The organism is Streptomyces sp. NPDC051636 (assembly GCF_044453765.1).
Taxonomy (GTDB): Bacteria; Actinomycetota; Actinomycetes; order Streptomycetales; family Streptomycetaceae; genus Streptomyces.
Genome location: NZ_JBITDA010000004.1, coordinates 326,654 through 352,066 on the forward strand (window position 1 = coordinate 326,654; position 25,413 = coordinate 352,066).

General features: G+C 72.4%; 22 protein-coding genes and 3 pseudogenes. 6 read left to right on the forward strand and 19 right to left on the reverse strand.

The window, feature by feature from the left end:
- Positions 1-100: 100 nt before the first annotated feature.
- The 7 genes from ACIBBH_RS11130 to ACIBBH_RS11160 all read right to left on the reverse strand — a co-directional run bounded on the left by ACIBBH_RS11130 (position 101) and on the right by ACIBBH_RS11160 (position 5,736).
- Positions 101-517 (reverse strand): DUF6278 family protein, encoded by a 417-nt coding sequence (locus ACIBBH_RS11130; protein ID WP_399403951.1) that lies wholly within the window; start codon positions 515-517, stop codon positions 101-103.
- Positions 518-577: 60 nt separating this feature from the next.
- Positions 578-1,357: an exodeoxyribonuclease III gene (locus tag ACIBBH_RS11135; RefSeq protein WP_399403952.1), complete on the reverse strand. Its 780-nt coding sequence runs from the start codon at positions 1,355-1,357 to the stop codon at positions 578-580.
- Positions 1,358-1,409: 52 nt separating this feature from the next.
- Complete coding sequence (locus ACIBBH_RS11140) at positions 1,410-2,045, reverse strand: MBL fold metallo-hydrolase (RefSeq protein WP_399403953.1); 636 nt, start codon at positions 2,043-2,045, stop codon at positions 1,410-1,412.
- 39 nt (positions 2,046-2,084) lie between these two features.
- On the reverse strand, positions 2,085-3,383 hold the full coding sequence (gene pcaC, locus ACIBBH_RS11145; protein ID WP_399403954.1) for a 4-carboxymuconolactone decarboxylase: 1,299 nt from the start codon (positions 3,381-3,383) through the stop codon (positions 2,085-2,087).
- Between the two features lie 32 nt (positions 3,384-3,415).
- Entirely contained in the window at positions 3,416-3,727 is a 312-nt protein-coding gene (locus ACIBBH_RS11150) for a transposase (RefSeq protein WP_399403955.1), read from the reverse strand.
- A gap of 5 nt (positions 3,728-3,732) precedes the next feature.
- Positions 3,733-4,224, reverse strand: a complete 492-nt coding sequence (locus ACIBBH_RS11155; RefSeq protein WP_399403956.1) for a hypothetical protein — start codon at positions 4,222-4,224, stop codon at positions 3,733-3,735.
- A 1,023-nt stretch (positions 4,225-5,247) separates the two neighbouring features.
- Positions 5,248-5,736, reverse strand: a complete 489-nt coding sequence (locus ACIBBH_RS11160; protein ID WP_399403957.1) for a GNAT family N-acetyltransferase — start codon at positions 5,734-5,736, stop codon at positions 5,248-5,250.
- A 128-nt stretch (positions 5,737-5,864) separates the two neighbouring features.
- Between ACIBBH_RS11160 and ACIBBH_RS11165 the strand changes: the two genes are divergently transcribed.
- The gene (locus ACIBBH_RS11165; protein ID WP_399403958.1) at positions 5,865-7,550 is read left to right on the forward strand and encodes a ribonuclease J; all 1,686 of its coding nucleotides are present in this window, start codon (positions 5,865-5,867) and stop codon (positions 7,548-7,550) included.
- Positions 7,551-8,017: 467 nt separating this feature from the next.
- Positions 8,018-8,578, forward strand: a complete 561-nt coding sequence (locus tag ACIBBH_RS11170) for a hypothetical protein (RefSeq protein ID WP_399403959.1) — start codon at positions 8,018-8,020, stop codon at positions 8,576-8,578.
- A gap of 267 nt (positions 8,579-8,845) precedes the next feature.
- Here the strand turns inward: ACIBBH_RS11170 and ACIBBH_RS11175 are convergent, their stop codons facing one another.
- Positions 8,846-9,049, reverse strand: a complete 204-nt coding sequence (locus ACIBBH_RS11175) for a cold-shock protein (protein WP_030052720.1) — start codon at positions 9,047-9,049, stop codon at positions 8,846-8,848.
- Positions 9,050-9,445: 396 nt separating this feature from the next.
- Here ACIBBH_RS11175 and ACIBBH_RS11180 point away from each other — a divergent pair.
- Positions 9,446-9,664: pseudogene (locus ACIBBH_RS11180) on the forward strand (hypothetical protein); the annotation flags it as partial.
- On the opposite strand, the pseudogene ACIBBH_RS11185 reads toward ACIBBH_RS11180, so the two are convergent.
- Positions 9,664-9,753, reverse strand: a pseudogene (locus tag ACIBBH_RS11185) (GlsB/YeaQ/YmgE family stress response membrane protein); the annotation flags it as partial. The pseudogenes ACIBBH_RS11180 and ACIBBH_RS11185 overlap by 1 nt on opposite strands.
- 712 nt (positions 9,754-10,465) lie before the next feature.
- On the opposite strand from ACIBBH_RS11185, the pseudogene ACIBBH_RS11190 reads away from it, so the two are divergent.
- Positions 10,466-10,953, forward strand: a pseudogene (locus tag ACIBBH_RS11190) (erythromycin esterase family protein).
- A 105-nt stretch (positions 10,954-11,058) separates the two neighbouring features.
- Here ACIBBH_RS11190 and ACIBBH_RS11195 read toward each other — a convergent pair.
- The 5 genes from ACIBBH_RS11195 to ACIBBH_RS11215 form a co-directional block, all read right to left on the reverse strand.
- Positions 11,059-13,371 carry an SWIM zinc finger family protein gene (locus ACIBBH_RS11195; protein WP_399403960.1) on the reverse strand — a complete coding sequence of 771 codons (2,313 nt, stop codon included), beginning with the start codon at positions 13,369-13,371 and terminating at the stop codon, positions 11,059-11,061.
- Between the two features lie 122 nt (positions 13,372-13,493).
- Positions 13,494-16,367 (reverse strand): DEAD/DEAH box helicase, encoded by a 2,874-nt coding sequence (locus tag ACIBBH_RS11200; protein WP_399403961.1) that lies wholly within the window; start codon positions 16,365-16,367, stop codon positions 13,494-13,496.
- 97 nt (positions 16,368-16,464) lie between these two features.
- The gene (locus ACIBBH_RS11205; RefSeq protein WP_399403962.1) at positions 16,465-17,046 is read right to left on the reverse strand and encodes a sugar kinase; all 582 of its coding nucleotides are present in this window, start codon (positions 17,044-17,046) and stop codon (positions 16,465-16,467) included.
- Positions 17,043-18,188: an ROK family glucokinase gene (locus ACIBBH_RS11210; RefSeq protein WP_399403963.1), complete on the reverse strand. Its 1,146-nt coding sequence runs from the start codon at positions 18,186-18,188 to the stop codon at positions 17,043-17,045. Before ACIBBH_RS11210 ends, ACIBBH_RS11205 begins: the two co-directional genes overlap by 4 nt.
- Before the next feature lie 177 nt (positions 18,189-18,365).
- The gene (locus ACIBBH_RS11215) at positions 18,366-19,103 is read right to left on the reverse strand and encodes a GntR family transcriptional regulator (RefSeq protein WP_399404040.1); all 738 of its coding nucleotides are present in this window, start codon (positions 19,101-19,103) and stop codon (positions 18,366-18,368) included.
- A gap of 129 nt (positions 19,104-19,232) precedes the next feature.
- Here ACIBBH_RS11215 and ACIBBH_RS11220 point away from each other — a divergent pair, with 129 nt between their 5' ends.
- Positions 19,233-20,255, forward strand: coding sequence for a Gfo/Idh/MocA family oxidoreductase (locus ACIBBH_RS11220; protein WP_399403964.1), 1,023 nt, complete (start codon positions 19,233-19,235; stop codon positions 20,253-20,255).
- 18 nt (positions 20,256-20,273) lie between these two features.
- Here ACIBBH_RS11220 and ACIBBH_RS11225 read toward each other — a convergent pair whose 3' ends face one another.
- From ACIBBH_RS11225 to ACIBBH_RS11235, 3 genes are all read right to left on the reverse strand, one after another.
- Positions 20,274-21,458, reverse strand: a complete 1,185-nt coding sequence (locus tag ACIBBH_RS11225) for a cytochrome P450 (RefSeq protein WP_399403965.1) — start codon at positions 21,456-21,458, stop codon at positions 20,274-20,276.
- Positions 21,459-21,576: 118 nt separating this feature from the next.
- Positions 21,577-22,245 carry a response regulator gene (locus tag ACIBBH_RS11230; protein WP_399403966.1) on the reverse strand — a complete coding sequence of 223 codons (669 nt, stop codon included), beginning with the start codon at positions 22,243-22,245 and terminating at the stop codon, positions 21,577-21,579.
- A gap of 13 nt (positions 22,246-22,258) precedes the next feature.
- On the reverse strand, positions 22,259-23,530 hold the full coding sequence (locus ACIBBH_RS11235; RefSeq protein ID WP_399403967.1) for a sensor histidine kinase: 1,272 nt from the start codon (positions 23,528-23,530) through the stop codon (positions 22,259-22,261).
- 181 nt (positions 23,531-23,711) lie between these two features.
- Between ACIBBH_RS11235 and ACIBBH_RS11240 the strand changes: the two genes are divergently transcribed.
- Positions 23,712-23,912 (forward strand): hypothetical protein, encoded by a 201-nt coding sequence (locus tag ACIBBH_RS11240; RefSeq protein WP_399403968.1) that lies wholly within the window; start codon positions 23,712-23,714, stop codon positions 23,910-23,912.
- Between the two features lie 54 nt (positions 23,913-23,966).
- Here the strand turns inward: ACIBBH_RS11240 and ACIBBH_RS11245 are convergent, their stop codons facing one another.
- Together ACIBBH_RS11245 and ACIBBH_RS11250 are read right to left on the reverse strand one after the other, a co-directional pair.
- Positions 23,967-24,362: a ribonuclease domain-containing protein gene (locus ACIBBH_RS11245; RefSeq protein WP_399403969.1), complete on the reverse strand. Its 396-nt coding sequence runs from the start codon at positions 24,360-24,362 to the stop codon at positions 23,967-23,969.
- 86 nt (positions 24,363-24,448) lie between these two features.
- Positions 24,449-25,354: a DMT family transporter gene (locus tag ACIBBH_RS11250; protein ID WP_399403970.1), complete on the reverse strand. Its 906-nt coding sequence runs from the start codon at positions 25,352-25,354 to the stop codon at positions 24,449-24,451.
- Positions 25,355-25,413: the final 59 nt, after the last annotated feature.

The following is a 25,413-nucleotide window of genomic DNA, read 5'->3' on the forward strand; positions in this document are numbered from 1 at the left end:
GCCACCCCATGAAGGGCACATCCTATGCGACGACCACCGGCCGGGCGCCCGGCCGGGGTCGCCGCTCGGCTCCCGGGGCGTCCCAATGCCCGTGCCGGCGCTAGGATTCGGCGACCTCGGCGTAGAGCTGCGACAGCTCCGGAACCCCGCTCGCGGCCCACTCCAGGCCGGAGGCGACGACGTCGAACTCACGGCCGGACGCCAGCCGTACGACGGGGCCGCCGGGCCGGATGTCCCAGGCCGCGCCGGGTACGGTGCGCACGATCACCGTGCCCAGGTAGAAGCCGGCGTCGTTGCCCAGCCAGGGCAGGATCTCCTCGTCGTCGCGCCAGCGCGGGACCATCTGGTCGAGCGCCTCCAACGAGGCCGGGGAGTCGTCGAGTCGGACCCCCGCCTCGGCCGCCTGGGAGCGCAGCAGCTCGCACTCGGAGAGAAGATCGGCGACGCCCTCGGGATCGGCGGGGAGCACCGCCTCCCCGGTCTTGGGGTGCCGGTGGCCCAGGAAAGGGATGTTCATACGCCCAGCGTGGCACTCGCAGCGCCGTGCGCACCACAGGGCGGGTGCGGATGTCGCGGTCTAGATGTCCAGGTCGACGACCACCGGCGCGTGGTCCGAGGCGCCCTTGCCCTTGCGCTCCTCCCGGTCCACGTAGGCGTCCTTGACCGCCTTCGCGAACGGCGCGTTGCCGTACACCAGGTCGATGCGCATGCCGCGGTTCTTGGGGAAGCAGAGCTGGCGGTAGTCCCAGTACGTGAAGGGCTGCTCGTACTTCAGGGGGCGCGGGACGACGTCGGACAGGCCCGCCTCGCGCAGGGAGGCCAGAGCGGCGCGCTCGGCGGGGGTGACGTGGGTGCTGCCCGCGAAGGCGGCCACGTCGAAGACGTCGTCGTCGGTCGGCGCCACGTTGTAGTCGCCCAGCACCGCGAACGGGCGGCTGCCGCCCGCGTCGCCGGCCACGGCGGCCTTCAGGGCCTCGAACCACTGGAGCTTGTAGGCGTAGTGCGGGTGGTCCACCTCGCGGCCGTTGGGCACGTACACCGACCAGACGCGGACCGGGCCGCAGGTCGCGGAGATCGCGCGGGGTTCCACCGCGCCGTCGTAGCCGGGGTCGCCGGGCAGACCCTTGACGACGTCCTCGATGCCGACGCGGGAGAGCACCGCCACGCCGTTCCACCGGCCGGTCGCGTGCACCGCCGCCTCGTAGCCCAGCTCGCGCAGCTGGTCGAACGGGAACTGCTCCTCGGCGATCTTGGCTTCCTGCAGGCAGAGCACGTCGGTGCCGCTGCTCTCCAGCCAGGCCAGCAGCCTCGGAAGGCGGGCGGTGATCGAGTTCACGTTCCAGGTCGCGATGCGCATGTCCCACAACCTACCGGGCGGGTCCGACAACGCGGCCCGCCCGGTACAGCGCTCAGAGCTCCGCCGATTCCCTCGGTGCCAGCCGCAGGTGCTCCGAGCCGCCCAGGGCGCCGATCTGGCGGTCGTAGATCGGGCGGGCGAGGTCGGTGAGCAGGGCGTCGTGGACGTCGTACGCGCGCCGCGGGCGTACCTCGCGGACGTAGTCGATGACCTCGGAAATCTTGTTCCAGGGGGCCATGACCGGCAGCAGCAGCGTCTCGACCGGCCGGCCGGGGACGGTGAGCGCGTCGCCGGGGTGGAAGACCTTGCCGTCGTCGACGAGGTAGCCGACGTTCGTGATGCGCGGGATGTCCGGGTGGATCACCGCGTGCAGTTCGCCGTGGACCTGGACGTCGAAGCCGGCGGCGGTGAAGGTGTCGCCGTGGCCGACGGTGTGCACCCGGCCCGGGAAGGCCGCCGCGATCTGGTCGGCCACCGACTTCAGGGTCCAGACCTCGGTGGCCGGGTCGGCCTCCAGGACGGCCCGCAGCCGGCCCTCGTCGAAGTGGTCCGGGTGCTCGTGCGTGACCAGGACGGCATCCGCGCCGGCGGCGGCGTCCTGCTCGCTGAAGCCGCCGGGGTCGATGACGAGCGTCCGCCCGGCCTTCTCGAGCCGGACGCAGGCGTGGGACATCTTCGTGAGCTTCATGGTCTCCATCCTGTCTCCCGGGTGCCGCCGGGGCTTGTCTCAGGCCTCGGGCGTGGTCTCCTCGCGGATGACCTGCTGGGCCACCCGGAAGGCGCTGTTCGCCGCGGGTACGCCGCAGTAGACGGCCGCCTGGAGCAGCACCTCCTTGATCTCGGCCGGGGTCAGCCCGTTGCGCAGGGCCGCCCGGGTGTGGAAGGCGAGCTCCTCCAGGTGGCCGCCGGCGACCAGCGCGGTGAGCGTGACGCAGCTGCGGGTGCGGCGGTCGAGGCCGGGGCGGTCCCATATCTCGCCCCAGGCGTAGCGGGTGACGAACTCCTGGAAGTCCCCGGAGAACTCGTCGGCCTGGGCCAGCGCGCGCTCGACGTGCGCGTCGCCGAGGACCTCCCGGCGGACCTTCAGGCCCGCGTCGTAGGGGTCGGGCCGCCCGGGGAGCTGCTGCGGCGGTACGACGGCCGGGGCGATCTCGGCGATGGGCGCGGCCTGCGGCGGCGCGGACAGGACCGGCTTGACGGGGGCCGCCGCGATGGCCGTCTGGCCGGTGGCGGGCTCGTGGGCGGGCTGCCAGGCGGTGGAGAAGTGCCGCACCAGCAGGTCGGTGACGGCCGCGGGCTGCTCGACGGGGACCAGGTGGGAGGCGCCGGGGACGACCGCGAGGCGGGCGTCCGGGATGCCGGCGACCAGGGTGCGGGCCTCGGCCGGGCCGGTGACCTGGTCCTCGGAGCCGACCAGGACCAGGGTGGGCACGCCGACGCGGCCCAGTTCCGGCCGCACGTCGAACCCGGCGAGCGCCTCGCAGGCGGCGATGTAGCAGCCGGGGTCGGTGGTGCGCACCATCTGCACGGCCCACTCGGTGATCGCGGGCTGGGCGGCGGCGAACCCGCCGGTGAACCAGCGGTCGGGGGACGTCCGGGCGATGGGGTCGAGCCCGTTGGTGCGCACTATGACCCCGCGCTGGCGGAACTCGTCGGCCGTGCCGAACCGCGGCGAGGCCGCCACCACCGCCAGCGAGGCCAGCCGCTCCGGGTGGCGCAGCGCCAGCTCGATACCGACCGCGCCGCCGAGCGCGCAGCCCGCGTAGCCGAAGCGGTGCACGCCGAGCCCGTCCAGCGTGGCCAGCAGCCGCGCGCTCAGCTCGGAGACGGAACCGGCCGGGTACGCGGGGGCGCCGCCGTGCCCGGGCAGGTCGAACCGGAGGACCCGCCACTGCTGCGCCAGCTCCGGGACCTGCCGGTCCCACATGTGCCATGTGGTACCCAGTGAGGGACCCAGGATCAGGACCGGAGCGTCTTCTGGCCCGTCAAAGCGGTATTGCAGGGTGTTCGGGGGTGTCTCACTCACGCCCCAGACCCTCTCACGTCTCACGGACGCCCCTATAACGGGGGTTTGGTGGATACCGTCCTGACCAGGTTGAAGACCTCGCGGGCGGCATATCGCTTGAGGCATCGAATGATCTCACGTCGGGTCTTGCCCTCCTGGGTGCGGCGTTCGTAGTACGCCTGGGTGCGGGGATCGAAGCGCAGCCGGGTGAACACGATGCGGTGCAGGGCGGCGTTCGCCTGCCGGTCGCCGCCATGATTGAGGCGACGCGAGGTCCGGCGGCCCGAGGAGTACTCGATGGGACTGACCCCGCACAAAGCGGCGAAGGACGCCTCAGTACTCAGCCGCTCTGGATTGCCTCCCATGGTGATCAGCAGAGTGACGGCACTGTCCGGGCCGATGCCCACCGGTACGAGCAGTTGCGGGCGTGGCGCTCGACGAGCCGGGTCAGGCGCCGGTTCAGCTCGTCGATCTGCCCGGTGAGCTGCTCGATGCGCTCGGCGAGCATGCTCAGGGTCATATGGGTGGCCTGGGCCACCGCGTCCTCGTCGCCCCCGCCGTCGCGCAGGCCAAGGCGCGCGCAGGTGCGGAACAGCTCGCGGTTGCCCAGACCAGACAAGCGTTCCCGTAGAGCGGGGTCGGCTATGACCAGGGCGGCCTTGAGCTGGTTGATCGCCTGGGTGCGGGCCTTGACCGCGGAGTCCTTTGCGAGTTTGAACATCCGGGCGCTGTGCACCGGACCGTCGCCGGTTTTGGCCCGGGCCCGGGCGCGGCCGCTGAGCACGGTCAGCGCAGCAGCCTGCGCATCGAGCGGGTCCGACTTCCCGAGCAGACGGCGGGCAGTACGGTCGGGCCGGTTCACTTCGTACACCTGGACGTGCTGAGCCAGCAGGTAGCGGGACAGGCCCGTTCCGAAGGTGCCGGTGCCCTAAACACCGGCCCGGCGCACCGTCCCCAGCTTGCGGGCCCAGCCGAGCAGCCGACGGTAGCCGGCCGCCGTCGCCGGAAAGGACTCGGTGCCCAGGACCTTCCCCAGCGGGGAGACCACGGCGGCGACATGAACCTCCCGTGCGTGTCCACGCCCAGGACGACCTCGCCCGGAACGGGAGGATCCGTGCTGGAGGAGGTGCTGCGCTGTCTGGTTGTCATGGTGGTTCGCCTCCCGCGTGGTGACGTGCTGGGTGGCTGGCACCGGCCTGGTCGGGCGGTCTGAACCGTGATGGTGCCTGATCGTCGGCAAGGCCCCTATGGGGACACGCCCTGTGGCTCGGTGATAGCAGAGACCATCCCGCAACGACAGTCGACAAGCCCGTGACTGGACACATCGGTCACAGATCTCATGAGTCAGACCCCCGCCCGGGACAGCAATGCGCCACCGTCCCATTGATTCCGGCTCAACGGCATGATCCGATCACTGCCGGATGGCTTCGTCCGAACCGGCACTCAACCTGGCCTGGATGGGCTGACAATGAGTTGACTCTTCGTCCACTCGTGACCGGCACTGACGGACAGCAGGACAGCCGTGTGGCCCGCCTTACCCGCCTTACCAGCAGTCCTTCCTCGACCATCGCACGGACGGCCTCGAAGTCTCTCTTTATAGACGCGGCTGGCGACAAGTCCTGTGGCGGACGGCATCATGCCATGAGGCCCGGGACCTCCCAAGTCACATCGCGTGCCAGGGCAGCGTTCGGCGCCGGGCGGGCTGTAACGCCAAGGCCCGAGAAACGGTGCGGGCTCTCCGACGTAGCGACGAGCTCCTCTGCCGCACCGCGTGGCAGGCCGGCGACCGCGTCTTCGGCAGTGTCGTCATGACGGTCCGCAGCCGCGTGCCGAGCTCTGGCAGGCGTGCAGGAGAGGCCGGTGTTCTGCGAACCGGCACACCGCGTCATGCCGAAGGAACGCGAAACTCGAATTCGGGACGGTCCCACGGCACGGCGGGCGGGTATGCGAGCGCGGTCCCGGTCCGCACTGCACCGACGCGGTGGTAGAAGTCCTCGGCGGGAAGATGCGACACGACCTTGACACGGTCGAGCCCGGCGGCACGGGCCTCGGACTGCATGTGCGCAACGAGCAGTCGTCCGATACCCCGTCCTTGCGCTTCGTCGGCGACGAACAGCAGATCGAGCTCCGGTGGAGCGAGGACGAGCGAGTAGAACCCGAGGACCCGGCCTCCATGCTCGTCGGCGCGGATGGCTACGAAGACGCGGTGGGCCTCGATGTAATCAGGACCGACCCGGTAGCCCTCGACTGCGGCTGCGTACTTACCCTCGTAGGCGCCTGAGCCGCGCACGAGGCGCGTGAGCCGTTTGGCATCCCGCGCGACGGCCCTCCGTATCGTGACCGGCTGGCTGATCGGGGAAGTGCGTGAACTCATCGGGAAAGTATGTCGGACCGAGGTCCCGTCGGGATGTTCCTGGGCGCGGCCTCGCCGTCTCACCCGCTGCCACAGAGATCACACAGGCAACGGATCATGCCGTCCCGCACTCCGGGTAACGTCAGGGTATGAGTCACCCGCACCCCGAACTAAAAGCCGCCCCTCCCCTTCCCGAAGGAGGGCTGCGAGTCATCGCCCTGGGCGGCCTGGGTGAGATCGGCCGCAACATGACCGTCTTCGAGCACGCCGGCAAACTGCTCATCGTCGACTGCGGTGTGCTGTTCCCCGAGGAGACCCAGCCCGGCGTGGACGTGATCCTGCCGGACTTCACCTCGATCCGGGACCGGCTGGACGACATCGTGGCCATCGTCCTCACCCACGGCCACGAGGACCACATCGGCGGCGTGCCGTACCTGCTGCGCGAGCGGTCCGACATCCCCGTCGTCGGTTCCAAGCTGACGCTGGCGTTCCTGGAGGCCAAGCTCAAGGAACACGGCATCCGGCCACGCACGGTGCGGGTACGGGAAGGCGACCGGCGGCGCTTCGGACCCTTCGACTGCGAGTTCGTGGCCGTCAACCACTCCATCCCGGACAGCCTCGCGGTCGCGATCCGCACCAGCGGCGGGATGGTGCTGCACACCGGCGACTTCAAGATGGACCAGTTCCCCCTCGACGACCGCATCACCGACCTGCGCGCCTTCGCCCGCCTCGGCGAGGAGGGCGTGGACCTGTTCCTCACCGACTCCACCAACGCCGAAGTGCCCGGCTTCACCACCTCCGAGCGGGAGCTGAACCCGGCGATCGAGCAGGTGATGCGCACCGCTCCGCGCCGGGTCATCGTCTCCAGCTTCGCCAGCCATGTGCACCGCATCCAGCAGGTACTGGACGCCGCCCACCAGCACGGCCGCAAGGTCGCCTTCGTCGGCCGGTCGATGGTCCGCAACATGGGCATCGCCCGTGACCTGGGCTATCTGAAGGTCCCGTCCGGTCTGCTCGTGAGCACGAAGGAGCTGGAGAAGCTCCCGGACCACAAGATCACCCTGGTGTGCACCGGATCCCAGGGCGAACCGATGGCCGCGCTGTCGCGGATGGCCAACCGCGACCACGTCATCCGCATCGGCAAGGGCGACACCGTCCTGCTCGCCAGCTCCCTCATCCCCGGCAACGAGAACGCCATCTACCGGGTGATCAACGGACTCACCCGGTGGGGCGCCCACGTGGTCCACAAGGGCAACGCCAAGGTGCACGTCTCCGGGCACGCCAGCGCCGGGGAACTCGTCTACTGCTACAACATCGTCAAGCCCCGCAACGTCATGCCCGTGCACGGCGAATGGCGCCATCTGCGAGCCAACGGCGACCTCGCCATCCGTACCGGCGTCGCCCCCGACCGCGTCGTCATCGCCGAGGACGGCGTCGTCGTCGACCTCGTCGACGGGCGCGCGTCCATCACCGGCAAGGTCCCCGCCGGCAACGTCTACGTGGACGGCATGGAAGTCGGCGGCGCCACCGAGGCGTCCCTGAAGGACCGCCTCACCCTCGCGGAGGAAGGCGTGGTCACGGTGGTGGCGATCGTCGACGCGGACACCGGCGCCCTCGCCGAGGCCCCCGACTTCCTGGCCCGGGGCTTCGTCCACGACGACACCACCTTCGAGCCGGTCATCCCCGTCATCGAGAAGACCCTGGCCACCGCGGCCGAGGAAGGCGTCGGGGACGCCCGCCAGCTCGAACAGCTCGTCGCCCGCGCCGTGGCGAACTGGGCCTTCCGCACCCACCGCCGCAAGCCTCTCATCATCCCCGTCATCATCGACGCCTGAGCCACGGCCCGGCAGCACGGCCCGCGGTTCCGGTCGCAGTCTTGCCGGCATCGCGGCCGGGCACGGGAGTCGGCAGCCACCCACCTGCAGCGGCCCGATCTGCATGTCCGCCTCGCGATCCGTCGGGTAGCCCGTCTTCACGGCGCTCGCCACGCGCTGAGGCGACGTGGCCGTGTTCGAGTTCAGCGGCATCAGGGACACAGCTTCTCGTTCTCCCTCGGGCGACTGGGCGTCACTGGCAGCAATGCGGTCATGCTGAAAGACCTCACTCCGGCAGCATTCATGGAAGGTCGGTCCAGGACCCCAGGGCCATCGCCGGGCCCGGGCCGGCTCGCCACCGCGTGAACTCCAGCCCCGTTGACCCTCCCGCCAATTGGGCCTGTCCAAGCCGAGTACATCGGCCGGCCATGGGAAAGATCAGGGCTTCCGAACGGGCATCTCCGCTCGCCTACGCGTAAGGATCGCCGATGCTTCCTGAGGTCCGCCTCCACGTATCCACCGCCCTCGCAGACCAGTTGGAACACCAACTGGACCTGGCTCCGCATCTCGAGGCCGGCCGGCTCGATGTGGAGGGCGTCGCCGGCATCGCAGTCGTCGCAGCCGCCCATTCCGATGGCTATGCGGCCACCGGCCGTCTCCTCGGGCTGCTGGCCGCGCTGCCTGCCCCCACCAAGGCAGGAGAACGCTTTTGGTCGGACCTGTGGAGGTCGTCGGGCACTGCGTACCTGCTACCCGTCAACATGAAGGCTCAGGTGCTGCGTTCTTTGGAAGGAGAGGGAACCGCCCTGGCCAGGCAGATCCTCTCGGCCGTCGATGAGATGACTCCGCCCCAGCGCGCAGCGGCCGGGGAGGTGATCGGTCAAGCCCTCGCCGAGTCCGACCATTTGCCTGACCTCAAGACGCAGGTCATCGGCGAGTTGTGGCTCCGAGATCTCGAGCTCACCGCCTGGCGCGTTCTGCATGCGGACCGCAGATGGGACGATCCGGATGGACGGCAAGCCTTCCTCGCCGCCTGGACGGACACCTGACCGTCTACTGCTCCAAACTGCGCGAACATCGGCGCCGGGCATGCGGCACCCGAACCGGACGACGCTCGAAGCAACTGAGGTCAGGAAGTTCGGCCGAGGTCGCACCCGCCTCAACAGATCAGGGGCCGCGCAGCAATGGCTGCGCGGCCCCTGATCCTGTGCACGCCCGGCACGAGAGCAGGCGCTTCGCCCGGTAAGGCGGCAAAGCCCGCACGGGCGGCGCTCACCGGACGCAGTGTGCGCGGTCCCCCGGGCAGGTCTGCGAGGTCAGGCCAGGTTGATGTTCTCGGCCTGCGGACCCTTCTGGCCCTGGGTGACGTCGAACGTCACGGCCTGGCCCTCCTGGAGCTCACGAAATCCCGTGGAGTTGATCGCGGAGTAGTGCGCGAAGACATCCGGGCCGCCGCCGTCCTGGGCGATGAAACCGAAGCCCTTCTCCGCGTTGAACCACTTCACAGTTCCCGTTGCCATGTCTGATGCCTTCCAGTCGATGAACGCCTACCACTCCATGTGGAAGGCAGAGGTGATCGCCCTGGTCCCTGCGGCACAGCACAGCAAAACGCCCACACCGAAGGCGTGGGCAAGAGGGAATTCCGAACCACGACAGCTGACGCAGACGCTACACGCCCACACGCCGCGTCACCACAGGAAACGATCACACCGCACGGCAGACCGTGCGTGCGGTGCGTATGCGCACCCCTGACCTGAACGGCGGTACCGGGGCTTCGGCTGGCCCATGGTCACCGGCCTCGCCCACGCCACGGCGGTCACCCGCCGGGCCTCCGGCGGCAAGACCGTGAGCGCCTTCCTTGCCCGGTAGCGTCACCGCTCAAGCAGCCCGATGGCCGGCGAACATGGTCCCGCCTCATGCCGCAGCCCGACGAGTTGCTGGTTGACGTTGCCGCCCTGGTGGAGTCCGGCCGGAGCAACCAGATGTCCCTGGCCGTGGCCACCGGTGGCGCTGTCATCACCGGTCGGCTGGCTGCCGGAGCGCTGTGGAGGCAGAGGGTGTCGCCTGTGCTGAGGGATTCCGCCTACTTGGGCGAGTTCGCCCGCCGTCTTCGACGCCCCCGTGAAGGAGGACGGATGATGCCGCCCGGGTCCTTGCCCGGCATCAAAGCCTTGGCGATGGCGCCTGCGAGCAGGCCCAAGATGATCCACGCGATGATGCCCATGGCGCCTCTCCACTTCGTCGCATAAAGGCTGTGTCAGCTCATCGTCTGCACCAATCACGCCCGAACAAACGTCTTCTCCGGACCCGGCCGTGCCAGCTCCTGACACCATCTCCCGCCGTCGGCGCGGCGACGTCAGGCGGCGAACGGTGACCGGCGTGGGCGCGGCCGTGGTCGGCGTGGTCACCCTGCCCAGCCAAATGAGATCGCCCGGCAGTTCCAGCGTTCTCTTCTGAGCCGCTGTCCCCCTCCGAAAGAGCACCCTCGTCTCGGGATACCGGTTCCTTCCTGGAGTCCACAGGACGAGACCATGCGCGCATGCAAGCCGACGGGGGTCCTCACGTGTCACGTCACAGGCATGTCACCAACCCCGCGGACGCTGTCGCGGCACAAGGCCCTGACCTGGACTTACGCGCCCACCCTGAACCAACTGGACGCCCGTGGACGGTTTCTACCACATGTGCCATGTGGTACCCAGTGAGGGACCCAGGATCAGGACAGGTGCGTCTTCTGGCCCGTCAAAGCGGTATTGCAGGGTGTTCGGTGGTGTCTCGCTCACCCGCCCGACCCTCTCATGCATCACGAGATCTCACATCGCCGGGGCGAACCTGGCGCCGGGACCCGTCGCGGCGCGTGTGGCCGCGGCCGACGTGGCCTCCCGGCCGCGCGCGGCGAAGGTGAGGAGACGGGCGCGTTGACCGCCCGGGACCGCCGCATGGCCCAGGAAGTGATCTCCCTGGAGGAGGGGACCGCCGGAAAGGTGGCCGTCTTGGCCCACAACGGCCATGTCTGCACCGGCCGTTACGCACGAGACATACCCGCCATGGGGCATCACTTAAGGGATCACCACGGTGAGCGGTACTACGCACTGGGCCTGCTGTTCGGCGAGGGCGCCTTCCGCGCCCGCCCCGGAAACTCCCGACGCGACCGCCCAGAAGGCACACCATCAGCGCGGCGGGTCCGCGCTCCGTCGAGGCCCAGCTGGCCTCGGTCACCTCCGGGGACCACTTGATCGACCTCCGCGCCGGCCGGACCCGGGCCGCCGTCGCCCGGTGGCTGAAGAGCCCGCACTTCATGCGGTCCTTCGGCGCCGGCGTGCCACGCGTGACGTACCGCTTCTCCATGACTCGAACGGTGCTCATGCGTGAGTACGACGGATTGGCGTACGTGGCCCGCTCGACGCCCTCGGTTCCGCTGAGCTGAGCGGTCTTCACCGTCGCGGGCCCCGCACTCCACACCGGGCCCGGGGACGGCCGGCGGTGGGGAAACGGCGGGGCCGGCGGACCGGGTCCCCGCGGTCGCCGGGACTCATGTCTCGCCGGGGCCGCCGAGCCCCGTCAGCGCGCCCACGGGATCCAGGTCGGGTGTTCCGCGCGGCCACCAGTCGTCACGGCCCGGTTCCGATTCGTACGCGTACCACAACCCGTCCCGGCCGAGCCGGAGCTGGACATGGCCCCGGGGGTGGGTGAGGCGGTTGCGCCAGGGCCGGAAGGCCGGGAGGCCGGCGGCGAGCAGGAGCGGGCGGGCCCGGTCGAAGCGGCCCGCCGGCGGGTCCCAGGGTTCCTCGAGGACGGTGAGTCCCTCCAGCCCGCCCTGCCGCCAGGCGGCGACCGCGCGCGCCAGCTCGGCCGGAGTGCGGCCCGCCGCGGAGGCCAGCGAGGAGTAGAGCGCGCGGGTGGCGGCGGTCAGCCCGGAACCGGGGCGGGCCGCGGCCTGGCGCACCGCGTCCTGCCAGAGGGTGAGTTCGCCGACCGGGTCGCGGCCGGTCGTCAGCAGGGCGTGGGCGCGGGCGGCGGCGTCGGTCGCCAGCTGGTCCAGCGCGAAGGGATCGGGGCCGCCCGGGGCGGCCGGGTACACCGGGGGCTGCTGCGGGTGCGGAGGTGCGGGCAACGGCGGTGGCAGGGCCGGGAGTTCGCGCGGGGCGAGAGCGTCGGTGGCGCGGACGCCGGGGAAGGACGCCGGCTGCCGTTCCTGTGCGGCGCGGGCCGCGCGGGCGGCGTTGCGGCGGGACAGCGCGTCGAGCAGGTCACGCTCGCCCCTGCCGCGCAGCAGGAGCAGTACGAAGGGGTCGGCGTCGAGCAGGCGTGCCGTCTGGTAGCACAGTGCCGCCGCGTGCTTGCAGGGGTGGCCGGAGTCGGGGCAGCTGCAGCGGGGGGCCAGGTCACCGGGGCCGGGCAGCAGGGGGACACCGCAGTCGGCGAGGGAGTGGGGCAGTTCCTTGTCGAGCAGCGCGGCGATGTGGCCCGGCCGGTCGGCGGCCGCGTCCAGGAACCGCGCCCAGTCGGCTTCCTCCAGCGTGCGCAGCCGCACCTGCACGCGGTACGGCCGGGGGCGGCTGCCGCGCACGTACGCCAGCACGAGCCCCGGCGTCACGGTGATCGCGTCCACGTGCCCCTGCTCGGCGTATCCCCGCCCCCGCGCCAGCCGCTTGCCGTCCAGCGCGCCCTGCTCCAGCGCCTCAACCCAGGCGTTGCCCCACCAGGTCGCGGCGAAGCGGGCGCCTTCTTCCGACGGGCGGGGCGGGAAGGCCGGGAAGGTGCGGCGGAGGTCGTGGTCGCGGTGGGGGGTGGCCATGGTGGGGGGGACGGGTGGGTTCGAGGAGGGTGTGGCCGACGGTGCCCGGGTTTTCGAGGGTCCGGTGGGTGAGCGGTCCGGCAGGCCGGCCGCATTCGCCCGCACCACCGGGTCACCGGCATCGGCCGGATCGGCCGGATCGTCCACGTCGGACAGCGACGGCATCCGGAAGGCACCCGCGAGGAACTCCCGCATGTCACGGGCCACCCTGCTCCGCTCGACGCGCTGGGGCGCCTCACGGCGGGCCGTCCCCGGCCGGCCCGAGGGTGCCGGCGGGCCGCCCGGGGACGGCAGGCCGGTCAGCGGTTCCGCCTCCCCCGTCTCGGGGCCCGCCTGGGACCGTGCGGCGGCCCGGCGGGCCGCTCGCAGTGCCTCGCGGGCGACGTCACCGGGGCGTTGTCCCGGCCCGAGGGGATCACGACTCTCCGGTGCGGTCTCCGGAGCCGGGCGGTCACCGGCTTCCTGTGCCGTGTCCCGCACGGGCCCTGCCACGGCAGCACGTTCTGCCGGTCCGGCGCCGTCCTCGGCAACCGCCCACGCGCCCCGCCGGGCTGCCACGGCCGACCGGAGTGCCGCACGGGCGGCATCGCCGGGCCGCGACGCGTCGCGCCCGGGCGCCGCGACCGCACGCTCGGCTGTGCCGTCCGGCGCCTGCTTCCCCTCCGGGGCCGTGGCCCCGGACGTCCGCCCCTCTTCGGGAGCCGCGGCCTCGGCCGCCTGCTTGGCCGCGCCCTTCGGCGTCTGCTCCTCGTCCCGGGCGGTTCCCCTGGGCCTCTGCCTCTCGTGCCCGGCCGCGCTCCCGGCCCCTTCCTCTTCTTTCCCGGCCCGGCCCTCGGGTTCTTTCCCGGCACGGCCCTCGGGTGCCTCGGACTCTCCTGCGGGCGTGTCTTCGGACCTCGCCTTCTCGTCCCCGAGCGCGCCTACGGGCCTCGCCGTCCCGCCCCCGCTCTCGCGCGCCGCCCCGGCCGCGCCCTCGGGCCGTTCCCACTCCGGCGCGTCGGTGCCCTCGGGCGTCCCCGTGCCCGTCGCCGTGGTTGCGGCTGTCACCGCGGACGACCGTCCTCCGGTCTCCCCCTCCCCCCGCCGCGGACCACTCCCCTGCTCCCGCGCGCCCCGTGCCTCCCGCAAGGCCCGGCGTGCTGCGTCAGCCGGTCGCTGTGCTTCGCCCGTCACGACGGCCTCCTCAGGGACACCAGGTCGGACAGCTCGCGGTCGGTCAGTTCGGTCAGGGCCGACTCGCCGGAGCCGAGGATGGCGTCGGCCAGGGCGCGCTTGGAGGCGAGCATGTCGGCGATGCGGTCCTCGACGGTGCCCTCGGTGACGAGGCGGTGGACCTGGACGGGCTGGGTCTGGCCGATGCGGTAGGCGCGGTCGGTGGCCTGTTCCTCGACGGCCGGGTTCCACCAGCGGTCGAAGTGGACGACGTGGCCCGCGCGGGTGAGGTTCAGGCCGGTTCCGGCGGCCTTGAGGGAGAGGACGAGGATCGGCGTCTCCCCGCTCTGGAAGCGGTCCACCATGCGCTCGCGCTCGGGGACCGGCGTTCCGCCGTGCAGGAGGTCGACCGGCACCGCGCGGGCGTCGAGGTGGGCGGTGATGAGGCGGGCCATGCCGACGTACTGCGTGAAGACCAGGGCCGAGCCGTCCTCGGCGAGCAGGGTGTCCAGCAGCTCGTCGAGCAGGGCGAGTTTGCCGGAGCGGGCGGCGAGGCGGTCGGCCCGTGCCTCCTCCTTCAGGTACAGCGCGGGGTGGTCGCAGATCTGTTTGAGGGCGCCCAGCAGCTTCAGCACCAGCCCCCGGCGCGCGATGCCCTCGGCGGTCTCGATCGCCAGCATCGACTCGCGCACCACCGCCTCGTACAGCGCGGCCTGTTCGCGGGTGAGCGGGACGGGGTGGTCCGTCTCGGTCTTGGGCGGCAGTTCGGGGACGATTCCCGGGTCGGACTTCTTGCGGCGCAGAAGGAAGGGGCGCACGAGGCGGGCCAGCCTCGTCACCGCCTCCTCGTCCTCGCCGTTCTCCACCGCGCGCGCGTGCCGGGCGCGGAAGGACTTCAAGGGGCCGAGGAGTCCGGGGGTGGTCCAGTCGAGCAGGGCCCAGAGCTCGGAAAGGTTGTTCTCCACGGGGGTGCCGGTGAGCGCCACGCGCGCGGGGGACGGGATCGTGCGCAGCGCCTTGGCGGTGGCCGAGTACGGGTTCTTCACGTGCTGGGCCTCGTCCGCGACGACCATGCCCCACGGCTGGTCGGCCAGGCGGGATGCCGTCGAGCGCATGGTGCCGTACGTCGTGAGGACGAAGCCTGTGTCGAGCCCGTCCAGGGTGCGGTCGGGGCCGTGGAAGCGGCGGACGGGGACGCCGGGCGCGAAGCGGGCGATCTCGCGCTGCCAGTTGCCGAGCAGGGAGGCCGGGCAGACCACGAGGGTCGGTTCGGTGCGGGCGCGCTTCAGGTGCAGGGCGATCAGCGTGATCGTCTTGCCCAGGCCCATGTCGTCGGCGAGGCAGCCGCCCAGCCCGAGGGAGGTCATCAGGTCGAGCCAGGCCAGGCCGCGGAGTTGGTAGTCGCGCAGGGTGGCGTGCAGGCCGGGCGGTGGCTCGGCGGGGCGGATGCCGGCTGTCAGGCGGTCGCGCAGGGCGGCCAGCGCGCCGGCCGGGACCGCCTCGACGGTCTCGCCGTCGACCTCGGCGCTGCCGGTGAGCGCGACGGACAGCGCGTCGACCGGGTCGAGCAGGCCGAGTTCACGCTTGCGGGCCTTGCGAACGAGGGCCGGGTCGACGAGCACCCAGCGGTCGCGGAGCCGGACGACCGGGCGGTGGGCCTCCGCGAGGGCGTCCATCTCGGCCTCGGTGAGCGGGTCGCCGCCCAGTGCCAACTGCCAGCGGAACCGGAGCAGTTCCTCGCTCTCGAAGAAGCCGGTGCCGTCGGTCGCCGAGCCGGGAGCGGGCCGGACCACGGCGGCGGCACTCAGGTCCTGCGCCAGGTCCCTGGGCCAGTGCACGGCGACCCCGGCCGCCGCGAGCCTGGTCGCCGCCACGCCGAGCAGTTCGCCGAGCTCGTCCTCGGACAGGGCCAGGACGTCGGGCACCTCCCGCTCGGCGAGCCGGTCCAGCGGCGGCCACACACGGGCCGCGCGGCGCACCGCGAGAGCCGCGTCCACACGCGCGCGTGGCCCGAACGCGGCGTCCGCCTCCCCCGCCCACAGGACCGCCGCGTCGGCCACCAGCGTGGGGTCGGCCAGGCTGTGCACCTGGACGATCGCCGCCCCGGCAGCACGCGCTCCGTCTCCGCCGTCGCCGTCGCCGCCGTCGAAGAGGTCGTACGCCGACAGGTCCAGGCGCAGGGAGATCCGCACGCCCGCGTCCATGCCGGCGGCGACCTCGGCGGCCCACTCGTGGGCGTCGGGCAGTGGCTGGGGTTCGCGGGCGGCGAAGGGCTTGCCGGAGGTGTGGGGCGCGGCCGGGGTGCGGGGCAGGGTGTCCGCGACCGCGTCCAGGAAGGAGCGCATCAGCGCCTCCGGCTCGGGCAACCGCAGCGCTCCCGGACCGGGCAGGGGCACGGCGTGGCCCTCGGCGGGCAGGGCGGCGGCCACCGCGCGCAGGTGGGCGATGTCGTCGGGCTCCAGGGGCCCCGCGCGCCAGGCGTCGTGCCCGGTGGGGGTCAGGCCGGGCAGCAGGCGGCCCCGGGCGGCGAGCCGCAGGGCGTGCAGGGCGGCGGCGCCCCAGCAGGCCGTGGCCGGGTGGGCGGCCGGGTCGTGGCGGGCCCGCACCAGCAGCGGGAGGGCCTGGTCGAGCGGCATCGAGAGGGTGGGCACCTGCCTGCGGCGCACGCCCGCGCCGTGCCGCCGTACGACCGTCAGCTCCTCCCGTCGTACCACCGCCGGCTCCTCGCTCCCGGCGGACGGGGGCGGCCCGTCCTGGGGGTCCCAGAAGACGATGCGGCCCTCGCGCGGCAGGGGTGCGGGCAGGTAGACGGCCGCGAGTCGCAGCGGGACGGCCTCCCCGGTCCCCGGGGATCCTCCCGTGCGCCCGGCCGGCGCAGCCCTGCCGCTCATACGTCCTGCCACCTCCCGCCCGTGTGCCGGATCAGACGTCTTCGACTCTACGGGCGGGGTCTGACAATCGGCTCCGGCGACCGGCCGGGCCGCCTCGTCAGGGGACGGTGCGCGAGACGACGTACACCATCGGGAAGTTCGGGTCGGACAGGTTCACGACCACGTCCTGGGTGGGTGCCGGGTTCTTCTGCTCGTGGGTGAGGCCCCACCAGGGTCCGGGGCCCGTGAAGGTCCAGCCGGTGATCTTCCGGTCGCGAGCGCTGATGCTGATGTCGCCCTTCTTCAGGTCGTCCCGGCTCACCTCCATCCCCTCCAGGAAGCTGTCCAGGCCGGCGCTGTTGGTCCGGAACTGCACGTAGAGGCGGCTGGTCTTCCAGTTGTTCGTCTCGTAGTAGGCGATCTGGTCGGCCGGGTGCGGGACGGGCACCTGGTAGAGGCGGCGCTGCACCTTCGACGGCCAGCCCGCGGTGAGGCCGGTCGCCGAGTACTTCTGCTCCTTGTCCTTGCCGCTGTTGCGGCTCTGGTTGGCCGAGATGACCAGGTAGCCGGCCGGGACGCCGATGAGCAGCACGATGATCAGCAAGGTGAGCGCCCTGCGCTTGGCCTTGTGGCGCGGGTCCTCGGGCGGGCGGTGCGGCTCGTCCGGGGGCGCGGCCTGGCGGGGCAGCGACGCGGTCATGCCGTGTCCTGGGCGCGGCGGGTCTGCGCGTACCGCTCGTAGCGCTCGTACCGCTCCACTCTGCGCCGCTTGGCACGCCGGAAGCGGCGGGCGACGAGGCGGGCGAGGTCGGCGGCGCCGACCATGCCGGCCTCGGGGCCGAGCTGGGCGCGGGTGATGCGGGCCTCGGGGCGGTAGCCGCGGCCGGTGAGGTGGCGCTTGAAGGCGTCCCGCGCGGGGCCGATCAGCAGGTCGTCGGCGGCCGACACGCCACCGCCGATGACGAAGCAGGACGGGTCGAGGGCGGCGGCCAGGTTGGCGATGCCGACGCCGAGCCACTGGCCGATGTCCTGGAGCAGTTCGACGCACATCGCGTCGCCCTCGCGGGCCAGCTCGGTGATCATCGGGCCGGTGATGTCGCCGATGTTGCCCTTGACGTGCTCGATGATCCCGTACGCCACCGGCGAGTCGGCGGCGGCCAGCTCCCGCGCCTCCCGGACCAGCGCGTTGCCGGAGCTGTACTGCTCCCAGCAGCCGCGGTTGCCGCACGGGCAGCGGTGGCCGCCGGGCACGACCTGCATGTGCCCGAACTCCCCGGCGACGCCGTACTTGCCGCGCTTGACCTGGCCGTCCTCCAGGATCGCGCCGCCGATGCCGGTGCCCAGCGTGATCATGACGAGGTGGTCCTCGCCGCGGCCGGCGCCGAAGCGCCACTCCGCCCAGGCGGCGGTGTTGGCGTCGTTGTCCACCAGGACGGGCACGGACAGGCGGCCGGAGATGCGGTCCCTGAGCGGCTCGTTGCGCCAGGACAGGTGCGGCGCGAACAGCACGCGGTTGCGGTCGGCGTCGACCCAGCCGGCCGCGCCGATGCCGACCGCGTGCACGTCGTGCCGGTCGGACAGGTCCAGGACCAGTTCGACGATGGTGTCCTCGACGACCTTCGGGCTCTTGGACTTGTCCGGGGTCTCCGCGCGGACCTTCTCCAGGATGTTGCCGTCGGCGTCCACGACGCCCGCCATGACCTTGGTGCCGCCGATGTCGATGCCGACCGTCGGCACGCGGGGTGCGGTCAGGTGTGACCGGCGTTCCCGCGTACCGGCCGTGCGCAGGACGGTGGCCCGGCGGGAGCCGATGGGGGCGGTGAGGTCGCGGTAGGTGCTCATCGCCGCCGATTCTGCCGCACGCTCACGCTGAGTGTCGCGCGGGGGAGCTGCGGGGGGTGCGCGGTCGTTGCCGGGTGCGGGTGCGACGGGGCTGGTCGCGCACGCGGCGGAGCCGCGCGCCGACCCCGCCACACCATCACATTGTCCGGACATAGCGACGCATGGGACCGTCCGGCGTCAAGGCCGCACGAGCAGCTGGAACTCGAAGGAGTAGCGCGTGGGCCGGTAGGTGTGGTCGCCGAACTCGACCGCGCGGCCGGTGTCGTCGAAGGTGGTGCGCCGCATGGTGAGCAGCGGGGCGCCCTCCGCCTCGGCCAGCCGTTCGGCCTCGGCGGCCGTGGCGCCGCGGGCGCCGATGGACTGCCGGGCGCTGTGCAGGGTGATCCCGGCGGAGCGCATCAGGCGGTACAGGCCGGTCGCCTCCAGTTGCGCCGTGTCCAGGTCGAGCAGGCCGGGCGGAAGGTGGTTGATCAGGTACGCCATCGGCTCGCCGTGCGCGAGCCGCAGCCGCTCGATGCGGTGCACGTCGCTGTCCTCGGCGACACCGAGCGCGGCGGCGACCTCGGCGGAGGCCGGGACGACGGTGTTGACCAGCACCTTGGTCGCGGGACGCTGGCCGGCCGCCTCCAGGTCGTCGTAGAGGCTGCTGAGTTCCAGGGGGCGCTTGACCTGGCTGTGCACGACCTGGGTACCGACGCCTCGGCGGCGGACGAGGAGGCCCTTGTCGACGAGGGACTGGATGGCCTGGCGGACGGTGGGCCGGGACAGGCCGAGCCGTGCGGCGAGCTCGATCTCGTTGCCCAGCAGGCTGCCGGGGGTGAGCGCGCCGTGCTCGATCGCGGCCTCCAGCTGCTGGGACAGCTGGAAGTACAACGGCACCGGCGAACTCCGGTCCACACTGAGGTCGAGCGACACGGTGGGGTCCACATCTGGTTTCGGCACGGCCCGAGCGTAGCTCCGTGGCTGGTTGACGGGAAGTTGTGAAGTCTGATTGTCCGGACATGCGCATTGACAGCGCACGGGGTCGGCCCTCAGTTTGTTTCCATGCGCATCGGGGTCATCGGTACGGGCCGCATAGGCACCATTCATGCGAACACGCTCAGCCGCCACCGTGAGGTCGGTTCCCTGATCCTCACGGACGCGGACCCGGCGCGGGCCCAGGAGCTCGCGCACCGCCTCGGGGAGACGGCGGCGCCCGGGGTGGACGAGATCTTCAGGTGGGGCGTGGACGCCGTGGTGATCACGACGGCGACTTCGGCCCACGCCGAACTGATCGGCCGGGCAGCACGCTCCGGCCTGCCGGTCTTCTGCGAGAAGCCGATCGCCCTGGACCTGCCGGGCACACTGCACGCGCTGGCCGAGGTGGAGGCGGCCGGCACCGTCCTGCAGATGGGTTTCCAGCGGCGCTTCGACACGGGCTACGCCGGCGCCCGCGAGGCGGTCCGCTCGGGGCGGCTCGGGCGGCTGCACACCGTACGGGCGCTGACCTCCGACCAGTCCCCTCCCCCGGCGGCCTGGCTGCCGCTGTCCGGCGGGCTGTACCGGGACACACTCATCCACGACTTCGACGCGCTGCGCTGGGTGGCGGGCCGGGAGGTCCTCGACGTGTACGCGACCGGGTCGGACGCCGGGCCCGCGATGTTCCGGGAGGCCGGTGACATCGACACGGGCGCGGCCGTCCTCACCCTGGACGACGGCACGCTGGCGACGGTGACGGCGACGCGGCTGAACGGCGCGGGCTACGACGTCCGCATGGAGCTCGCCGGGGAACTGGACCAGATCGTGGTGGGCCTGGACGACCGTACGCCGATCGCGTCCACCGAGCCGACCGGGCCGCCGGCCGCGGACAAGCCCTGGACCGGTTTCCTGGAACGCTTCGGGCCCGCCTACGAGGCCGAACTGTGCGCCTTCGTCGAGGTCGTCCGCGGGGAGCGGGCCAACCCGTGCGACGGGCGGGAGGCCCTGCAGGCCCTGCGCGTGGCCGAGGCGTGCGAACTGTCCCGCCGGGAGCGGAGGCCGGTGCGGCTGGCGGAGATCGCGGGCGGGGCGGAGCCGGCGTTCGGGTGACGGGCCGGAGCAGCCCCGCTACCAGCGCACCGGCAGACTGCGCACCCCTCGCATCAGGGGGCCCGGCAGCCAGTCGCCGGGTGAGCCGTCCAGCGCGAGGCCGGGGGCGCGCTCCAGCAGGGAACGGACCGCCGTGCGGGCCTCCAGACGGGCCAGGGGTGCGCCCAGGCAGTAGTGGATGCCGTGGCCGAAGGCGAGGTGGCCGCGGGTGCCGCGGCGGATGTCGAAGCGGTCCGGGTCCGGGAAGCGGGCCGCGTCCCGGTCGGCCGCGGTGAGGCCGATCATCACCGGCTCGCCCTGCCCGACGGGGGTGCCGCCGATCTCCATGGGCTCGGCGGCGTATCTGAAGGTCGCGTTCTCCACCGGTCCCTCGTAGCGCAGCATCTCCTCGACGGCGCCGTCCAGGAGGGTCATGTCGGCGCGCAGGGCGGCGAGCTGGCCGGGGTGGGTGAGCAGGGCCAGGACCCCGTTGGTGATGAGGTTGACGGTGGTCTCGTGGCCGGCGATCAGCAGGATGAAGGCCATGCCCCGCAGTTCCCGCGGGGACAGCCGGTCGCCGTCCTCGGCCGTCGTACGGATCAGATCGCTGAGCAGGTCACCGCCCGGTCCGGCGCACCGCTTGTCCTCGATCAGTTCGGTGAGGTACTCGGCGAGCCGGACGAAGGCGTCGTGCTCGCTCTCCGCGCTGGTGGGCGCGACGACTTCGGTCGACAGCTTCCGGAACTCCGTGCGGTCCATCTCGGGGACGCCGAGCAGTTCGCAGATCACGGTGATGGGCAGCGGGTACGCGAGGCAGTCCACGAGGTCGGCCCGGCCACGCGGCAGCATCGCGTCGAGCAGTCCGTCGGTGATCTCCTGGATTCTCGGCCGCAGCTCCTCCACCCGGCGCACGGTGAACGCGCGGGTGATGAGCCCGCGCAGGCGCGTGTGCTGCGGCGGGTCGGTGGCCAGCAGGTACTTGCCGGCCAGTTCCTCGTCGACGAACATCATCCCGATCCTGCTGCCGTCCTTGGACAGCCGCGGGTCCGCGAGCGCCGAACGTGCCTCCTCGTACCCCACGACGAGCCAGGTCTCGTGGTGCTCGTCGGGCGCCGGTAACCGCACGCGGTGCACGGGGCCGAGCTCCCGCAGCCGCGCGTACACCGGGTGCGGGTCGCTGCGGAACGCGTCCCCGAACTCCGCCAGATCGATCACCCTCGTCATGGCCTCCCCTTCCGGACAACACCCCGAGGTCTCCCGGTACCCCGGCAACGCCCGGCGGGCGTGATTGGTGCCCGCCCCTCGCACCGGTCCGGCATACCCGGGTCCGGGTACGCGGGGCCTACTCCCCGTCCTCCAGGAGCCCCGCGTCGTAGGCCAGCAGGGCGATCTGCACGCGGTTGTTGAGCTCGAGCCTGGCCAGGATGCGGGAGACGTGGGTCTTGACGGTGGCGACGCTCATGAAGAGCCCGGCGGCGATCTGGGCGTTGGCGAGGCCGCGGCCGACCGCTGCGGCGACCTCGCGCTCGCGGTCGTTGAGGGCGGTGAGCCGCTCACGCGCGCGTGCGCGCCTGGTGTCGGCGGCGGTGCCGGCCGCGTGCGCCATCAACTGGCGGGTGACGGTGGGCGACAGCACCGGGTCGCCGGACGCGACCCGGCGGACCGCTTCGACGATCCCGGCGGGCGGGGTGTCCTTGAGGACGAACCCGGCGGCACCCGCGCGCAGCGCCCGCAGCACCTGTTCGTCGGCGTGGAAGGTGGTGAGGACGACGACCTGCGGGGCGTCCTCGCGGCCACGCAGCCGCTCCGTGGCGGTCAGTCCGTCCACCGAGGGCATGCGGATGTCCATCAGGACCACGTCCGGGCGGGTGCGGTCGACCAGCGCCTCGGCCTCGCCGCCGTCGGCGGCCTCCCCCACGATCTCGATGTCGTCGGCGCCCCCCATCATGAGGGACAGGCCCGCCCGCACCAGAGGATCGTCGTCGACGAGCAGCAGTCTGATCGCAGTCATGGCCGTTACGTAATCACGCCCCGGCCCACGGCAACCACGCCCGTACCTCGAAACCGCCGTCCCCCGTGGCTCCGTGCTCCAGCCGTCCCCCGGCCAGGGTCGCCCGCTCGGTCAGGCCGATCAGGCCCTGCCCCGAGCCGGGGACGCGCGGGACCTCGGCCCCGGGGAGCGGGTTGCGCACCGTGACCGTCAGGCCGTCGCCCGGGGCGCCCGTGACGGTGAGCGCGACCTCCGTGCCGGGGGCGTGTTTGCGGGCGTTGGTCAGGCACTCCTGGGCGATGCGGTAGGCGGTGCGGCCGACGGAGGCGGGGACGGCGGCGGGCTCGGTGACGCGGGAGTCGAGGGTGACCTTCATGCCCGCCGCACGGGACTCGGCGACGAGGGCGTCCAGCGCGCCGAGCGTCGGCTGGGGGCGGCCCGTGTCGTCCCGCTCCCCCGCCCGCAGCACACCGATGATCTCCCGCAGGTCCTGCAGGGCCTCGTGCGCGCTCTCGCGGATCACACCGGCGGCCCGGGCGACCTCCCCGGCGGGTGCGTCCGGCCGGAACTCCAGGGCGCCCGCGTGCACGCTGAGCAGCGTGAGCCGGTGGGCCAGCACGTCGTGCATCTCGCGGGCGATGGCCTCCCGGGCGAGCCGCTGGGCCTGCTCGGCCCGCAGCCGCGCCTCGGTCTCCGCGCGGCGGGCACGGTCGCGCAGGCTCAGCACCAGCTGCCGTTTGGAGCGGACGAACATGCCCCAGCCGATGACCGAGACGGTGAGCAGTGCGGTGAACGCGACGACGCCCGCGTAGGGCAGGTCCGGGTCGGGACGCAGCCAGAAGAACAGCGGGATCAGCGCGAGATCGATGCCGCCGATCCAGGCCACGTACCGAAGGGGCCGGTGCACGGTGAGGGTGAACAGGACGACCATGGCGGCGCCGCCCGCGGTGTTCGACAGGAAGCTGACGGGGATCATGGCGACGGCCAGCCCGACCGGCCACCGGCGGCGCGGCCAGAGCGCCGCGCAGGCGAGCGCGCCGAGCAGCTGGTCGACCACGGCGAGGGCGTGCGGGGTGTGCGGATCGTGCCGCAGGGTGTCCGCCGCGGCCAGGCCCAGGGCGACGGCGAGCAGGAAGCAGCTGAAGTCGACGGCCCAGTCGCGCGCGGTGCGCCGCGGCCGCCGCCCGGTGTTACCGGGGTCCGGGTCCAGCTCGTGGATGAGGGCGGACGGGAACAGCCACCGGCGCCCCGCGAACGCCTGCGGCGTCCGGGCCGGCTGCACACCCTGCGCGATCGACGACTTCACGGTCGGCAAATCTATGGGGTGCGACGCGTCGTGCGACCGCCTCGTGCGGGGATCGGCGACCAAAGTCGCGGCACAGGTGGACTTTCGGTGGCCCGTGCGGGCGGCAGGGCAGTCCTCCGGCGGACACGACTCGCCCCGCGGCCGATTCCGTGGGGGGAGGCCGCGGGGCGAGGGTCGGGTCATGAAGCAGGTGCTGGAGCTGATCGGATTCCTCGCCCTGGTGCAGGGCGTGCTGGGCCTGGTGCACGAGTTCACCCACTGGCACGTGGGTCTCGTCCAGCGGCTCGGCTTCCTCGACGGCTACGAGATCTACGTGAGCGTCGCGCTCGTGGTGCTCGCGTTCGCGCTGTTCGCCGCCGCGGAGAGCCGGGGGTCCGGCTGAGCGCCGGGCGGGCCCCGGCGGGTCGCACGGTTCCCTCCGACCGGGCCCGGCGGCTCAGCAGCCGAAGTCGATCAGGTCGAACATCGCGTAGTGGTCCGCGGTGTAGTAGTCCTCCTGGTACTCCTCACCGGTGACGATGCGCCGTGCACCGCGCGTGGAGGAACCGGGCGTGATCACCGTGTACTCGTGGTAGTAGCCGGTCGACTGCTTGGGCAGGACGCCTTCCCGGTTCTGGAAGACGACCCCGTCCTGCGAGTACGGGAACGGACCGCCCTGGTCGATGAGGTCCAGGGTGTCGTACGCCTGCGACGGCAGGTCGCTGTGGCAGATGCTGCCGACTGACGTGGCAGCGGCGTCCGCCGTGGTGGCGGAGACGGTGCCGCCCACGAGGAGGGCGGACAGGAGAGCGGCTGCGGCGCCGATCCGAGTGGCGCGTGGGGGGAATCTCATGGCCCCTATGATGACGCGCGTAGACGATGGCATGTCAATGACAAGCTCGTGGATTTTCCCGTCAAGTCGGATGAGTTTTCGGGAAGTTAACCTGTGGCCCGCCGTCCCCACGCCGTCCCCACGAGCACCAGCGCACCACCCACCAGGCCGAGAGCGCCGAGCCGCTCCCCGCCGAGCGCGATGCCGGCCCCGGCGGCCCACAGCGGCTCCGTGCCCAGCAGCAGGCTGACCCGGGACGGGGAGGTGCGGCGGACGGCCCACATCTGGACGAAGAAGGCGAACAGCGTGCACAGGGCGGACAGGAACAGCAGTCCGGCCCACTCCCGGGCGCCGAAGTCCGCGGCCGTCACCCAGGGGGCGGGCCCGGTGCCGGCCGACAGCGCCGCGAACACGGCGACCGCGGTGCCCAGCTGGACGGCGGTGAGCGGCAGCGCGTCGGCGCCCTGCACGGCCCGGACGCGGGACATCGCCAGTACGTGCAGGGTGCGGGCGAGGGCGGCGAGCAGCATCAACAGGTCGCCGGCGGAGGGGCTGGTGAAGCCGCCGCCCTGGGTCAGCAGGACGACGCCGAGCACGGAGAGGGCCGCGGCACCGAGGAAGGCGCGCGCGGGCCGGGTGCGGGTGACGGCGGCCTCCGCGAGCGGCGTGAAGATCATGGTGAGGCTGATGATGAGGCCCGCGTTGGTCGCCGAGGTGTGCACGACGCCGTACGTCTCCAGCAGGAAGATCCCGCTGAGGATCAGCCCCAGCAGCGCGGCACCGCGCCACTGGGCGGCGGTCAGGGCGCGCAGCGACCGCCGTCCCACGACGGCCAGCACCGGCAGCACGAGGGCGAAGCGCAGCACCAGGACGGCGATCACCGTCCGCGCGGTGGTGATGTCCTTGGCGGCGAGATAGCTGGCGCCCCACACCACCGCCACGAGCAGCACGGGCAGGTCGGTGAGCCAGGCGCGGCGGGGCGCGAGGGCGTGCGGTACGGCGATCGAGGACATGGGGGCGGCTCTTCCTGTCTCCCTGGGATGTGCGGAGACATCGGCGGCTCCCACGGTGG

Bases quoted from the DNA above. Each gene is read 5' to 3' on its own strand.
- ACIBBH_RS11130 (WP_399403951.1), bottom strand. From the start codon at position 517: ATGAACATCCCTTTCCTGGGCCACCGGCACCCCAAGACCGGGGAGGCG.
- ACIBBH_RS11135 (WP_399403952.1), bottom strand. From the start codon at position 1,357: ATGCGCATCGCGACCTGGAACGTGAACTCGATCACCGCCCGCCTTCCG.
- ACIBBH_RS11140 (WP_399403953.1), bottom strand. From the start codon at position 2,045: ATGAAGCTCACGAAGATGTCCCACGCCTGCGTCCGGCTCGAGAAGGCC.
- ACIBBH_RS11150 (WP_399403955.1), bottom strand. From the start codon at position 3,727: ATGGGAGGCAATCCAGAGCGGCTGAGTACTGAGGCGTCCTTCGCCGCT.
- ACIBBH_RS11160 (WP_399403957.1), bottom strand. From the start codon at position 5,736: ATGAGTTCACGCACTTCCCCGATCAGCCAGCCGGTCACGATACGGAGG.
- ACIBBH_RS11165 (WP_399403958.1), top strand. From the start codon at position 5,865: ATGAGTCACCCGCACCCCGAACTAAAAGCCGCCCCTCCCCTTCCCGAA.
- ACIBBH_RS11170 (WP_399403959.1), top strand. From the start codon at position 8,018: ATGCTTCCTGAGGTCCGCCTCCACGTATCCACCGCCCTCGCAGACCAG.
- ACIBBH_RS11175 (WP_030052720.1), bottom strand. From the start codon at position 9,049: ATGGCAACGGGAACTGTGAAGTGGTTCAACGCGGAGAAGGGCTTCGGT.
- ACIBBH_RS11200 (WP_399403961.1), bottom strand. From the start codon at position 16,367: ATGAGCGGCAGGGCTGCGCCGGCCGGGCGCACGGGAGGATCCCCGGGG.
- ACIBBH_RS11205 (WP_399403962.1), bottom strand. From the start codon at position 17,046: ATGACCGCGTCGCTGCCCCGCCAGGCCGCGCCCCCGGACGAGCCGCAC.
- ACIBBH_RS11210 (WP_399403963.1), bottom strand. From the start codon at position 18,188: ATGAGCACCTACCGCGACCTCACCGCCCCCATCGGCTCCCGCCGGGCC.
- ACIBBH_RS11220 (WP_399403964.1), top strand. From the start codon at position 19,233: ATGCGCATCGGGGTCATCGGTACGGGCCGCATAGGCACCATTCATGCG.
- ACIBBH_RS11225 (WP_399403965.1), bottom strand. From the start codon at position 21,458: ATGACGAGGGTGATCGATCTGGCGGAGTTCGGGGACGCGTTCCGCAGC.
- ACIBBH_RS11230 (WP_399403966.1), bottom strand. From the start codon at position 22,245: ATGACTGCGATCAGACTGCTGCTCGTCGACGACGATCCTCTGGTGCGG.
- ACIBBH_RS11240 (WP_399403968.1), top strand. From the start codon at position 23,712: ATGAAGCAGGTGCTGGAGCTGATCGGATTCCTCGCCCTGGTGCAGGGC.
- ACIBBH_RS11245 (WP_399403969.1), bottom strand. From the start codon at position 24,362: ATGAGATTCCCCCCACGCGCCACTCGGATCGGCGCCGCAGCCGCTCTC.
- ACIBBH_RS11250 (WP_399403970.1), bottom strand. From the start codon at position 25,354: ATGTCCTCGATCGCCGTACCGCACGCCCTCGCGCCCCGCCGCGCCTGG.